We start from the raw sequence: 13,708 nt of genomic DNA on the forward strand, positions 1-13,708 counted from the left end.
TCATGGGAAAAGTAACTGGATTTAAAGAATTTGAAAGACAAGATGAAAATTACACGCCTGTTGAAGACCGTGTAAAACACTACAAAGAATTTACTGTATCTCTTAGTGAGGAGGAAATAACAAAACAAGGTTCGCGTTGCATGGACTGTGGAATTCCTTTTTGTCATAGTGGTTGCCCATTAGGAAATCTAATCCCAGATTTCAATCACATGGTACATCAAGGTGAATGGCAAAAAGCATCATGGATATTGCATTCAACAAATAATTTCCCTGAATTTACAGGTCGTTTATGTCCTGCTCCCTGCGAGCAATCTTGTGTATTAGGTATTATTGAAGATCCCGTTTCTATTGAAAATATAGAAAAAAATATTGTTGAACGTGCTTTTAAAGAAGGTTGGATAAAACCTCAACCTCCAAAGGAAAGAACTGATAAAACCATTGCTGTTGTAGGTTCTGGTCCTGCTGGTTTAGCAGCAGCACAGCAACTTAATAGAGCTGGACATACAGTTACCGTTTTTGAACGTGATGACGAAATTGGAGGGCTACTACGATACGGTATTCCTAACTTTAAAATGGAAAAAGAAATAATAGATCGTCGTTTAGCTATTTTAGAAGCTGAAGGAATTACTTTTAAAACTAATGTTAATGTTGGTGTAAACTACGATACAGAAGATTTAAAAGCATTTGATGCCGTTGTGCTTTGTGGTGGAGCTACTGAAAGGCGAAGTCTACCAACTCCTGGTATTGATGCCGATGGCGTTGTTCAAGCCATGGACTTTTTAACACAACAAACAAAAGTATTGTTTGGTAAAAAAGTTGAAAATCAAATAATGGCAACTGATAAAAATGTTATTGTAATTGGTGGTGGTGATACAGGATCTGATTGTATTGGTACTTCAAACCGTCATGGAGCAAAATCTGTTGTTAATTTTGAAATTATGCCTAAACCACCAGGGCATCGTTCTCCAACTACACCCTGGCCTTATTGGCCATTGCAATTAAAAACATCATCTTCACATAAAGAAGGTGTTGAACGTAACTGGCTAATAAACACAAAAGAATTTGTTACTGATAATAATGGAAAATTAACTGCTTTAAAAACCGTTAATGTTGAATGGAAAATGGTTCCTGGAGAACGCCCACAACTTATAGAAATAGCTGGTACTGAAAAAACATGGCCATGCGATTTAGCGTTATTAGCACTAGGATTTACTGGTCCTGAAAGTACTCTAGCTGATAAACTAGGAATTAAAACAGATGCGCGTTCTAATTATAAAGCTGAATACGGTAAATACCAAACTAACATCCCTAATATATTTGCTGCTGGTGATATGCGTCGTGGACAATCATTAATTGTTTGGGCAATTTCTGAAGGTAGAGAAGCTGCTCGTCAAGTAGATTTATATTTAATGGGAAAATCTAATTTACCATCCAAGGATGTTTCTGGTGATTTAGTAGCTATGTAATTAATACAATATGAAAAATTCAAAAGATCCATTCGCTGAAATAAAGTGGATGGATCTTTTATTTATACGCTCTTTTTAATAATTAAGTTTAGGCTTTAGTTAAAAAAACAAAAAAATAAGTTTTTGCTAAATTTATTTTGTTTTGATGGATATTCTTACCCAACAGGTAAAAAAACACCTCGCCGTAAATTCTTGCTTTTTAACTGATTTATAGTTTTTATTTTAACTTAATTAATTAATATTAAAGCCCCTAAGATTTTAAATCATTTAATAGCCCGTTAACTTAAAATAACCATTGCTTAGCACAATGGAATTATTTTAAATTACTATTAACAACCAAACGAAATTTAAATGATTTTTCAAAAGAAATTAGTGCTTTTGTCGGCACTACTATTATCTTATTTTTTATCCGCACAAGACACCAATATTGATGTAAAATACAAAAGAAGTTCTCTTCATACACTAATGATTAGTGATCCTGAGCAAGAATACATTGATACTATTCAAAAAATATTTATTAATGCGCCTCTAATTGATAAATTTAATAATCATATTGTTAGTACTCGATTAGTTAACAAAACAGATTCCACTTTTGTTTATGTTACTCCTATAGCTAAAGAAGCAGATAAACCAAAAAAGAAAAGTTTACTTTCTAAGCTTAAAATTAAATCTGATGAAAAAACAGATGAACAAGCCCATAAACATTTAGCTATTCTTAATTACTTAAATTCTCATGCAATAGCTAAACAAATGATTGCAAAATGGTTTAATCGAGATAAAGATGGGCATTTTAATATGGACTTAATTGCTGAACGCGGATTTTACAATGCATCAGATTTGGACGTAAAAATTGCAAATAATAGTGAACGTGGTTCTGCATTATTAGCCGATGCAGGAGAAGCACTTATAAAAAATACTTTTGTAATTGTTAATGACTTTAAATATACTAACAAAGAAGAAGTAGCCACTAAAGCAAAAGGCATATTGTCAAGTATATCTAACACAGCTTCATTATTAGGAAAAGACAAATTAGCTAATACTTCTGCCTTGACATCTGAAGGTGTTGGAGTTGCTGGAAAAGGTTATATTATTAAAACAAAAGCTCATCTTTATAAACTAGTATGGACTGATGAAGTTGCTGCAATCTTTTACAATGATTTTTGGTCTGATATCAATACGCCTGATCCTGAAAAAGTTAAAGCTTTTGATGATACCAACATTTTTAAACTTGAATATATAGGCACAGAAACCTCTTGGGCTGATATACAAAGCACCTCCTTCTCTAAAAAAAACAACGCAGAGTTAATAAGTGTAGCTACAATAAGAGCTATTGATAACGTAATTGCAAAACTGCAAAGAGAATTTGAGGTTTTTAGAACCAAAACACCATTGATTAGCGGAGACCCAATAACAGCAAAAATTGGTTTAAAAGAAAATTTAGAAAAAGGAGATAAATACGAAGTATTAGAGCAAGTACTTAATAATGAAGGAGTAATTGAATATAAACGCTTAGGCATTATAAAAGTTGATAAAGATCTTATCTGGGATAATCGCTATAATGCCAATGAAGAAAACCCTTCAGATATAGAATATACAACTTTCAGTGGCCCAAAAAACAAATTTTATGCTGGCATGCTAATTAGACAAATTAATTAAATTCTTAAACAATAAATTATATGATACCAAAAACAAAAACATTAGTTCTACTTGTTCTATTTATAGCAACTAGTATTGTTGCCAATGCCCAATGGAAAAATGAAAAAGCAAATAAAGATACCCGAATTTGGCGTTATGACATTGAATGTGAAGGTATTGCAAAATTAGGCTCAAAACTTGTAAAGGTTTGGTCTTATTCTAAAAACCCAAAACATGCTATTTCTCATGCTATGAAAAATGCAGTACACGGCATAATATTCAAAGGATATGCGGGTGGCGGTCAAGGTTGTACATCTTTTAGTCCATTGGTAAAAGATGCTGAAACAGAAGGTAAATTTATCGAATTTTTTGATGCTTTTTTTGCTGACGGCGGAGAGTATCTCAAATATGTATCAGCTGCAACAGATGGGAACATAGCTCCTGGTGACCGTTTAAAAATAAGTAGAAGAGAATACAAAATTGGCGCTATAGTTAATGTTCAGGTTGATCAATTAAGGAAACGACTTGAAGCTAAAGGTATAGTAAGAAGTTTAACATCAGGATTTTAATCTAAAAATATAGAAATGAAAAAACAAATACAATTACACATTATCTGTTGCTTTTTTTTAATAACAACAATAGCTCTTGGTCAAGCTAAAAAACCAACACTTATGGTTGTGCCAAGTGATGCTTGGTGTATAAAAAATGGCTATGTTTTGAATTTTGATGATCAAGGGACTATGGTTCAAATACCTGATTATCAAAAAGCATTTCAAAATGATACTGATGTTCTTTTGGTTATTAGTCAAATTAATGGAATGATGGCAGATAGAGGTTTTCCACTAAAAAATATGGAATCTGCAATTAAAACTCTAAAATCTAATTCTGCCGAAGACAACCTTCGTACATCAAAAAATTCTGGAAGTGGTGTAACCGAAAGCCCTATTGATGCATTAAAAAAAGTAGCTAAAGCTGATATAATAATGCAATTAACTTGGGTAGTTAATAAAACAGGGCCTAAAAAATCCATTACTTTCAATCTTCAAGGCTTAGACGCCTACACCGATAAACAAATTGCTACAGCTGCAGGTACAGGTGCACCTTCTTTTTCTGCCGAAACACCTGTTTTATTATCTGAAGCAGTTTTAGCTCATATGGATAAATTTACTGAAAGGCTTCAAGCCCATTTTGATGATATGTTTGAAAATGGAAGAGAAGTTATAATCCGTATACAAAAATGGGATGACTGGGATGGTGATTTAGAAACCGAATTTGATGGAGAAGAACTTGGTTACATTATAGAAGATTGGTTAGCTGATAACACTGTAAAGGGAAGATTTAGTACAACTGATATGACTGAAAGTATGGCTTTATTTGAACAAGTAAGAATTCCGCTTTACAATGATAAGAATAGAGCAATTGATGCCAGAAGATATACTAATGGACTTAGTAAATTTTTAAAGAGCCCTCCTTACAACATTCCTAACAAATTAGTTATGAAAGGTTTAGGTAGAGCAACTATAATTTTAGGAGGAAAATAATTAAAAATAAAAAGATGAAAAAAATAATATACTGCTTAATATTTCTAAGTTCATTGACATTAGTAGCTCAAGACGATATTAATTATGACGGCATTTTTATAGGATCTTATATTCCATTACAAATGGAGTCCATTCCTCAATCTGCAAAAAAAATGCTTGAGAATAAATTAAATCAAATTATAACAAGTAAAGGAATTGGTAGTGATAGTTATAATTCTAGATTTATAATTACTCCAAACATCATAGTTTTAACTAAAGATGTTGTGCCTAGTGCACCGCCAAAAGTTGCTTTAAATTTAGAAGTTACTTTTTATATAGGCGATGGTATTGAAGGTACTTTGTTTACAAGTGAAACGGTATCAGCAAAAGGTGTAGGTACCAACGAAAATAAGGCATATATAGCAGCTATTAGACAATTAAAACCAAAAAGCCCCATTCTTCAAAGCTTTGTGAAAAATGGTAAAAAACGAGTTATTGAATATTACAATAACAATTGTGGTTTAGTTCTTAAAAAAGTTGATGCTTTAAGTGCTCAAAACAAATATGAAGAGGCTTTAGCTGCTTTAGCTGCTGTACCAGAAACAAGCTCTTGTTTTAATAAAATAAAAAACAAAATAAGTCCTATTTACATTAAAGCTATAAATGTAGGCTGCAAACGTAAATTAAATGAAGCAAGCAGTATATGGGCTGCAAATCAAGATTTAAATGCCGCTAATGAAGCTGGTGCTATTCTAGCTACCATTGAGCCACAAGCTTCTTGTTTCAGTGAAGTTAAAGCACTTTATCAAAACATTTCAGAACGTATTAAAGCTAAAGAGTTACTTGATAGAGATTGGCAGTACAAGCTTAGAGAATTGGATGTAGAAATATCAAGTATCCAAGCAGCAAGAGACGTAGGAGTAGCTTACGGTTTAAACCAACAACCTGCTTATAATATTAGAGGTTGGTATTAGAATAACTCAAAATAATAAATACAACTAATAATCAATAATTGAAATTATGAACATAAAATTATCTTTTTTAATAACAGCTTTACTTTTCGCATGTTATGTCAAAGCTCAGAATACAATTACGGTAGACAATTCTGTTGGTGCTAATGCCCAATATAGTGATTTACAAAGTGCTATTAGCGCAGCAAGTAATGGAGATATTATTTACGTACATGCTTCTGAGATTAATTATGGAGATATTACTATTGATAAATCTTTATCATTAATTGGATTCTCACATGGAGATACTGACAAGAAAACATTAATAGACGAAATTACGTTACTGGATAATGCTTCAAATACAAGAATATCAGGTTTCTTCATAACAAATGACCTAAACGCCAACAATAATACAGTAGAACTGAATAATATCATTATTGAAAACAATTTTTTTGAGGATGGTATTATTTACTCAGGTGATGCATATGCGGGCATAAATCAGATGATTATCAGAGGAAATATACTATATGGAATTGCCACAAGTACCTCAATATGGTCAAATTTTAAAAATACAATTATTTCGAATAATATAATCCGCAGATGGATTTATATAAAATTTCATGAGTCTGTAACAATTAAAAACAATATTTTTCTTGGCAGATATTATCCTGTAAATCAAGATTCTATTACTGGCGATTTAGAGGTTCAGAATTGTATTTTTTATGAATCATCAAGTTCATTAGTAAACATTGATTCATCAGGGGTATTATACCAAAATTGTTTAACTTATAACATAGGTTCTGGAAGTTATAATACCATAAATGGGACTAATAACCTTAACAATCAGAACCCGAATTTTGTAAGTGCTGATGATGCTTCTTATGATAGCACTGACGATTACAATTTACAAGCAGGTTCTCCAGCTATTGGTAATGGCGTAGGTGGTGTAGATATAGGAATATATGATGGTAGCGCCTTTACCTTCAATAATTTTGGTTACACAAATGGTATACCTACTGTAAAAATAACTGATATTACTGATAGAATAGCTCCTGGAGCAAACCTTAGTGTTACCATAAGTACCAATGCAAATTAATATGAAAAAGTTAATTCAATTGGTTTTTATTTTGGTTAGTTTCTTTGCTAAGTCACAGAATATAACCTCAGCCGAATATTTTTTTAATATTGACCCTGGAGTTGGAAACGGAACTACTTTAACAGTAAACAGTAATTCAGGAACACTATCTCAAACTTTCAACATACCTACCACTAGTATTACTGAAGGGTTTAACAGTATTTATATAAGAACGTATAACAGTGATAACAACTGGAGTTTATATGATAGACAAACCTTTTACCTAAAAAGCTTTGATACATTTACTATAACTGCTGCAGAATATTTTTTTAATACTGACCCTGGGGTTGGCAATGGAACTGCTTTGAGTATTGATACCAATTCTGGGCAATTAGCACAAATATTTTCAATTCCTACTACAAGTTTACCTGAGGGTTTTCATAGTTTTTATTTAAGAACTCAAGACAATGCTAATAATTGGAGTTTATATGATAGGCAAATTATTTACATTAAAGATTTTGATTTTACGCCTGATGAAGTAAATGCTGCAGAATATTTTATAGATACAGATCCTGGTATTGGAAATGGAACATCGATAGCATTTGGTAATCCATCATTAACTAATCAAACACTAAATATTGATTCAACTGGATTATCAGAAGGAGATCATATTTTTTATATTAGGGTACAAGACTCAAACGGAGATTGGTCTATTTACGATTCAGCTGGTTTTATTGTGGATTCAAATCTTAGTAACAATGATAGTTTGTTTAAACTTACCAAACTTTATCCTAATCCATTTTCCAATAGTTTAGTCATAGATACACCTAATAACATTCCTATTAATAAAATTAAAATTTACAATAATTTAGGACAAACTGTATATGAAAGTTCAGAAAACACTAAAATATTAAACCTTACTAATTTAAAATCTGGTATACATATTTTAAGTTTAGATACACCATTAGGTAACTCTTCATTTAAGATAGTTAAAATTTAAACTATTACCTACCATGTTGATAATAAAAAAATGCGAACCCAAAGGTTCGCATTTTTTTATGAATTTATTTTAAGTTTATTTGGCATTACGCATAAACTCTTCAGCCTTTTCAACCATGTTTTTACTTCCACAAATAAATGGTACACGCTGATGAAGCTCAGTAGGTTCTACATCCATAGTTCTCATAAATCCATCACTAGACTTTCCATTAGCTTGTTCTGCTAAAAAAGCTATAGGATTACATTCATATAACAAACGTAATTTTCCGTTTGGGTTTTTTGAACTTTGAGGATATAAATAAATCCCCCCTTTTATCATATTTCTATGAAAATCGGATACTAAAGATCCTATATATCTGGATGTGTAAGGTCTGTCATCTTCTTCTGCTTGACAATATTTTATATAATCTTTTACACCTTTAGGAAAATGAATATAGTTACCCTCATTTACAGAATAGATATTCCCGCTTTCTGGGAATTGCATTGCTGGATGAGACAGATAAAAAGATCCGATTGCTGGATTTAACGTAAAACCATTAACTCCATCTCCAGTGGTATACACTAACATGGTTGATGTCCCATAAACAACATAACCAGCAGCCACTTGTTCACTTCCTTTTTGTAAAAAATCTTCAAGAATAACTGGCGTTCCAACAGGGGTAACACGTCTGTATATAGAAAAAATGGTTCCAACTGAAACATTTACATCTATATTTGATGATCCATCTAAAGGATCAATTAATACAATATATTTATTTTGGTGATTTTCATCTTGACTATTTATAGCTATAAAATCATCTTCTTCTTCACTAGCAATTCCACAAACAATATTTCGTTTTGTAAGGGTCTGAATAAATTTTTCATTTGCGTAAACATCCAATTTTTGCTGATCTTCTCCTTGAATATTAGTATCACCAGCAGCTCCAATTATATCAACTAATCCAGCTTTATTAACTTCATGGTTTACCACTTTAGCTGCTAAACGAATGGAGTTTAAAAGACTTGACAGTTCGCCTGAGGAGTACTTAAATGAAGATTGATTTTCAATGATGAATTCTCCTAGAGTTTGCTTTTTATGAGCCATAAATAAATTTGTTTGTTTATACAAATATGCACAAATTTTAACAAACTACATCGTTTTCGCAGTAGATATGTACTGCTATGTATTTAACTTTAAAGTATCTTTGAAAAACATTAATATGGATTATGGATTTTACAATAAGACGTGCTGAAAAAAAGGATATGTTACATGTACATAAACTTATAAAACAATTAGCTGAGTTTGAAAAAGAAGGAGATGCTGTTGAGATAACAGTGAATGATTTAGAAAATGATGGTTTTAGAAAGAACCCTCAATTTGAATGTTTTGTAGCAGAAACTAACAATCAAATTGAAGGTATTGCTTTAGTTTATTTCAGATATTCTACCTGGAAAGGAAAAGTTTTACACTTAGAAGATTTAATTGTAAATAAAGCCATGAGAGGCACCGGAATTGGTACTGCGCTTTTAGATGAAGTAATAAAATATGGAAATGATATAGGAGTTAAACGTATTAATTGGGAAGTATTAGATTGGAACGAACCCGCAATTACTTTTTATGAAAAAAAAGGAGCTCATGTTAAGCGAGACTGGAACGTTGTGCATTTAAATGAGCAAGGAATTAAAGACTATATATCAAAATTATAATGCAAGTATTTAAATTTGGTGGAGCATCTGTAAAAGACGCTAGAGGTGTTAAAAACCTAGCTTCAGTTTTAAAAAAAGTTGGGCATTCAAAAACTCTTATTATAGTTTCTGCCATGGGTAAAACAACCAATGCTCTTGAATTCGTCGTTAAAAATTATTTTGAAAATAAAGGAGAATTACAAAGTTCTATTCAAGATATTATAAAATACCATAACGATATTCTTTTCGATTTATTCGAAAACGAAAGTCATCCTGCATTTAAAAAAGTTTCAAATTTATTTAATGAGTTAACTGCTTTTTTAAACTCAAATAAATCGCCAGATTATAATTTTGTTTACGACCAGACCATTGGTTTTGGCGAGCTAGTTTCAACTACTATAATTAGTGATTATTTAAATAGTATTCAATTAAAAAATGAATGGCTAGATGTTAGAGATTATATAAAAACAGATAATTATTATAGGCGTGCTAACGTAAACTGGGAAGACACTCAAAGTTTAATATCATCAAATTTCAATAAAAACACTTTAAATATTACTCAAGGATTTTTAGGTAGTGACACCAATAATTTTACAACAACACTTGGCAGAGAAGGAAGTGATTATACCGCAGCAATTTTTGCGTATTGCCTAAATGCTGAAAGCGTAACCATTTGGAAAGATGTACCTGGCGTTTTAAATGCAGACCCAAGATATTTTGAAAATGCGCAATTACTTAACAAAATATCATATAGAGAAGCAATTGAATTAGCCTTTTATGGTGCTTCTGTTATTCACCCTAAAACATTACAGCCGCTTCAAGGGAAAGAGATTCCACTTTTTGTAAAATCGTTTTTATATCCAGAAAACTCTGGAACTAAAATTGGTAAAAATGTTGCTTTAGAGCCTTTAATCCCGTGCTTTATTGTTAAGAAAAATCAGGTTTTAATTTCTCTATCATCATTAGATTTTTCATATATCGTTGAAGATAATATTAGTCATATTTTCAATCTTTTACACAAGTATAAAATGAAGGTTGATGTTATTCAAAATTCAGCTATTAGTTTTTCTGTTTGTGTAGATAATATTTTTAATAATTTAGATAAACTATTACATCATCTAAAAGCAAAATTTAAAGTAACATGTAATGAAAATGTTTCTTTATACACCATCAGGCATTATAACGATAAAGTTATAACTGAAATTGAAAGTGATAAAACCGTGTTACTAAAACAATTAACTCAAGAAACCGTTCAACTAGTAACTAAATAAACAATTTAGTACATTTACAATCATGACCAAACAACAAAATACCGGACTTGTAACAGCTAAAGAAGTTGCAAAAGCAATACAGCTAGACAAATACGGATTTATAGGCACATTTATTGGTTGGTTATTAATGAAATTGTTAAAAATATCTACGCTAAATAGAATTTATAAACGCAATAAACATCTAAACGAATTAGATTTTTTAAACGGTATTTTAGATGACTTTCAAATTAAATTTGAAATCCCAGATGAGGACCTAAAACGTTTACCAAAAGATGGCGCTTACATTACAATTTCCAATCATCCGTTGGGAGGTATAGATGGTATTCTACTTTTAAAGTTAATGCTTGAACAGCGAAAAGATTTTAAAATTATTGCTAATTTTTTACTACACCGTATTGAGCCTTTAAAGCCTTACATAATGCCTGTAAACCCTTTTGAAGACAGAAAAGATGTAAAGTCGAGCATTGCAGGATTTAAAAACTCTATTCTTCATTTAAGAGAAGGGCATCCACTTGGTATTTTCCCTGCTGGCGAAGTTTCTACTTATAGAGATGGCAAACTCGTAGTTGATAAACCTTGGGAAGAAGTCGCCATAAAACTGGTTAAAAAAGCTGAGGTCCCAGTAGTACCCATTTATTTTCATGCAAAGAATAGCAGGTTGTTTTATAAACTTTCAAAAATTAGCGACACTTTTAGAACAGCCAAACTACCATCAGAATTACTAACCCAAAAACGCCGTGTTATTAAAGTTAGAATTGGAAAACCTATTTCAGTTAGTGACCAAAAAGAACATGAAACTTTAGACGAATTTTCAGAATTCTTAAGACGAAAAACTTATATGCTATCTAATTCATTTGAGGATAAATCGAAAATATTAGATAATATATCATCAACTCTGAAAACGCCTAAAATACCTAAACGTATAGTTACACCAATAGATCGGGCAATTATGCAAAAGGAAATTGAAGTTTTGCATGAAGGTGATTTTAGATTATTAAAAAGTAAAAACTATGAGGTGTTTTTAGCGCCCGCTGAAAAAATTCCGAACATCCTCAGAGAAATTGGTAGACTCCGCGAAATAACCTTTAGAGAAGTTGGAGAAGGCACAAACGAAGCGATTGATTTAGACGCTTTCGATACGTATTACCACCACATGTTTTTATGGGATAGCGAAAGTAAACTAATTGCAGGCGCATACAGAATGGGATTAGGTTCAAAAATTTATGAACGCTACGGTATTGATGGTTTTTACTTACAAGACCTGTTTAGGTTTGAGCCTGAGCTCTACAAAATGATGAGCCAGTCTATCGAGATGGGGCGTGCTTTTATAATTAAAGAGTATCAGCAAAAACCCATGCCTTTATTTTTACTATGGAAAGGCATTGTACATACCACATTACGTTATCCAGAACATAAATATTTAATTGGTGGTGTAAGTATTAGTAATCAGTTTTCAAATTTCTCAAAATCTTTGATGATTGAGTTTATGAAATCTCATTATTACGACCCCTATATTGCCCAATATGTTCACCCTAAAAAAGAATTTAAAGTAAAACTTAAGGATGCCGATAAAGATTTTGTTTTCGATGAAACTGAAGCTGATTTAAATAAATTTGACAAATTTATAGATGAAATTGAACCGGGAGCTTTACGCTTACCTGTATTATTAAAAAAATACATAAAACAAAACGCAAGACTTGTAGCCTTTAATGTAGACCCTCTTTTTAATAATGCCGTAGATGGTTTAATGTATATTAAAATTGCCGACCTACCCGAAAGTACTGTAAGACCTGTAATGGAGGAGTTTCAAGCAGAATTAGAGCAAAAATTCATGAAAAGTAATGAAAGCTAAACATATTGTTTTTTTAGTTTCTTTTTTTACATCTATAGCTGGTATTTCGCAAACTTTTTCGGGTGTTGTTTTAGATTTCAAAACAAAAACTCCTATTGAATCTGCATCTATTTATTTTGATAACACTACTATAGGAACAACCACAAATGTGAATGGCGAGTTTTCTATTATATATTCTGAAGCTATAAAATCTGGTTTAGTTATTTCATATTTAGGTTATGAATCCAAAACAATTTTGGACTACAGACAGAAAAAAAATCAAACAGTTTATTTAAGACCTCAAAACAATGTACTAGATGAAGTTGTTATAAATGCAGATGATGGATTAACTAGAAGACAAAAACTAAGAATTTTTAGAAAAGAATTTTTAGGTCAGTCAAAATTTGGAAGATCTTGTAAAATTTTGAATGAAGATGCTCTAATTCTTCGTTATAATAAAAAAGAAAAACGATTAACAACTAGTGCAATCGAACCACTAGTTATTGAAAATAGACTCCTACAATATGTAATTCAATTTGACATTCAATCCTTTATCATAAAGTTTAATTATGTAGAGACTAAAAACAACATTTTTAATATTAAATCTTTAGTCTACACTGGTAATACTTTTTATAAAAACCTTGAGTCTTTCAAAGAAAAGAGAGTTGAAAAAAATAGACAAAAAGCATATGATGGTTCAGTTATGCAATTTATGAGAGCATTATATAATAAAGATTTACAAACAAATGATTATCAAATCTTTTACAAGCGTTTTAAAACAAACCCATGGGATCACTTTGAGGTACAACCAATTTTGAATGAATCTACTAAGCGTGTTTTATTAGATAAACCTGTTTCTATACTTCACAATAACAAAAATCAATCAAGAATCACATTCCTTAAGCCCTTTATAATTATTGATAAATATGGTAATTATTTTGATATAACTAGGGTATTGTTTTCGGGATATATGGGAAATCAACGTGTAGGGGATTTGCTGCCTATCGATTATGGATTGTAAAATAAAATTCGTTGATACAAGTCTATTTTTAATCTGAAAAACACTTTTTACGGAAAAACCGTAAATAATTAATATCTTTTAGATACAATGTGTATTTTTTTACAAAATAGTTTGCTTTTTCCTATTTTTTTTTTTTTACATTTATTGTGTTCAAAAGCAAAGTTTTGTTTTAGTCTATAATAAAATGATGTTTTTGGGCAAATGTTGCAACAAATCAGCGCTGATTATTTTTATGTCTCCCTTAAAACTAAAAAACAGCAAACTGGTTTAGGTTT

At 31.1% G+C, this 13,708-nt stretch carries 12 protein-coding genes; 11 read left to right on the forward strand and 1 reads right to left on the reverse strand.

Annotated features, from left to right (window positions below):
- Window positions 1-2: 2 nt before the first annotated feature.
- The 7 genes from ABD939_RS11985 (at window position 3) to ABD939_RS12015 (ending at window position 7,646) form a co-directional block, all read left to right on the forward strand.
- Window positions 3-1,466 carry a glutamate synthase subunit beta gene (locus tag ABD939_RS11985; RefSeq protein WP_345168907.1) on the forward strand — a complete coding sequence of 488 codons (1,464 nt, stop codon included), beginning with the start codon at window positions 3-5 and terminating at the stop codon, window positions 1,464-1,466.
- Window positions 1,467-1,817: 351 nt separating this feature from the next.
- Window positions 1,818-3,122 (forward strand): hypothetical protein, encoded by a 1,305-nt coding sequence (locus tag ABD939_RS11990; protein WP_345168910.1) that lies wholly within the window; start codon window positions 1,818-1,820, stop codon window positions 3,120-3,122.
- 20 nt (window positions 3,123-3,142) lie between these two features.
- The gene (locus tag ABD939_RS11995) at window positions 3,143-3,670 is read left to right on the forward strand and encodes a hypothetical protein (RefSeq protein ID WP_345168912.1); all 528 of its coding nucleotides are present in this window, start codon (window positions 3,143-3,145) and stop codon (window positions 3,668-3,670) included.
- Window positions 3,671-3,685: 15 nt separating this feature from the next.
- A complete protein-coding gene (locus ABD939_RS12000; RefSeq protein WP_345168913.1) occupies window positions 3,686-4,642 on the forward strand; it encodes a DUF6175 family protein in 957 nt (318 codons plus the stop codon).
- Between the two features lie 14 nt (window positions 4,643-4,656).
- Window positions 4,657-5,595 (forward strand): hypothetical protein, encoded by a 939-nt coding sequence (locus ABD939_RS12005; protein ID WP_345168916.1) that lies wholly within the window; start codon window positions 4,657-4,659, stop codon window positions 5,593-5,595.
- Window positions 5,596-5,641: 46 nt separating this feature from the next.
- The gene (locus ABD939_RS12010; protein WP_345168917.1) at window positions 5,642-6,667 is read left to right on the forward strand and encodes a right-handed parallel beta-helix repeat-containing protein; all 1,026 of its coding nucleotides are present in this window, start codon (window positions 5,642-5,644) and stop codon (window positions 6,665-6,667) included.
- Window position 6,668: 1 nt separating this feature from the next.
- On the forward strand, window positions 6,669-7,646 hold the full coding sequence (locus tag ABD939_RS12015; protein WP_345168919.1) for a T9SS type A sorting domain-containing protein: 978 nt from the start codon (window positions 6,669-6,671) through the stop codon (window positions 7,644-7,646).
- Between the two features lie 75 nt (window positions 7,647-7,721).
- Here the strand turns inward: ABD939_RS12015 and fbp are convergent, their stop codons facing one another.
- The gene (gene fbp / locus ABD939_RS12020; RefSeq protein WP_345168920.1) at window positions 7,722-8,729 is read right to left on the reverse strand and encodes a class 1 fructose-bisphosphatase; all 1,008 of its coding nucleotides are present in this window, start codon (window positions 8,727-8,729) and stop codon (window positions 7,722-7,724) included.
- A gap of 122 nt (window positions 8,730-8,851) precedes the next feature.
- Here fbp and ABD939_RS12025 point away from each other — a divergent pair, with 122 nt between their 5' ends.
- The 4 genes from ABD939_RS12025 to ABD939_RS12040 are packed head-to-tail and all read left to right on the forward strand — an operon-like array spanning window position 8,852 to window position 13,433.
- Window positions 8,852-9,331: a GNAT family N-acetyltransferase gene (locus tag ABD939_RS12025; protein ID WP_345168923.1), complete on the forward strand. Its 480-nt coding sequence runs from the start codon at window positions 8,852-8,854 to the stop codon at window positions 9,329-9,331.
- Window positions 9,331-10,581, forward strand: coding sequence for an aspartate kinase (locus ABD939_RS12030; RefSeq protein WP_345168926.1), 1,251 nt, complete (start codon window positions 9,331-9,333; stop codon window positions 10,579-10,581). Before ABD939_RS12025 ends, ABD939_RS12030 begins: the two co-directional genes overlap by 1 nt.
- 22 nt (window positions 10,582-10,603) lie before the next feature.
- Window positions 10,604-12,433, forward strand: coding sequence for a GNAT family N-acyltransferase (locus tag ABD939_RS12035; protein ID WP_345168928.1), 1,830 nt, complete (start codon window positions 10,604-10,606; stop codon window positions 12,431-12,433).
- Window positions 12,423-13,433 (forward strand): carboxypeptidase-like regulatory domain-containing protein, encoded by a 1,011-nt coding sequence (locus ABD939_RS12040; RefSeq protein WP_345168931.1) that lies wholly within the window; start codon window positions 12,423-12,425, stop codon window positions 13,431-13,433. Before ABD939_RS12035 ends, ABD939_RS12040 begins: the two co-directional genes overlap by 11 nt.
- Window positions 13,434-13,708 lie beyond the last annotated feature (275 nt).

This window comes from Algibacter aquimarinus (genome assembly GCF_039543265.1).
GTDB classification, from domain to species: Bacteria; Bacteroidota; Bacteroidia; order Flavobacteriales; family Flavobacteriaceae; genus Algibacter_B; species Algibacter_B aquimarinus.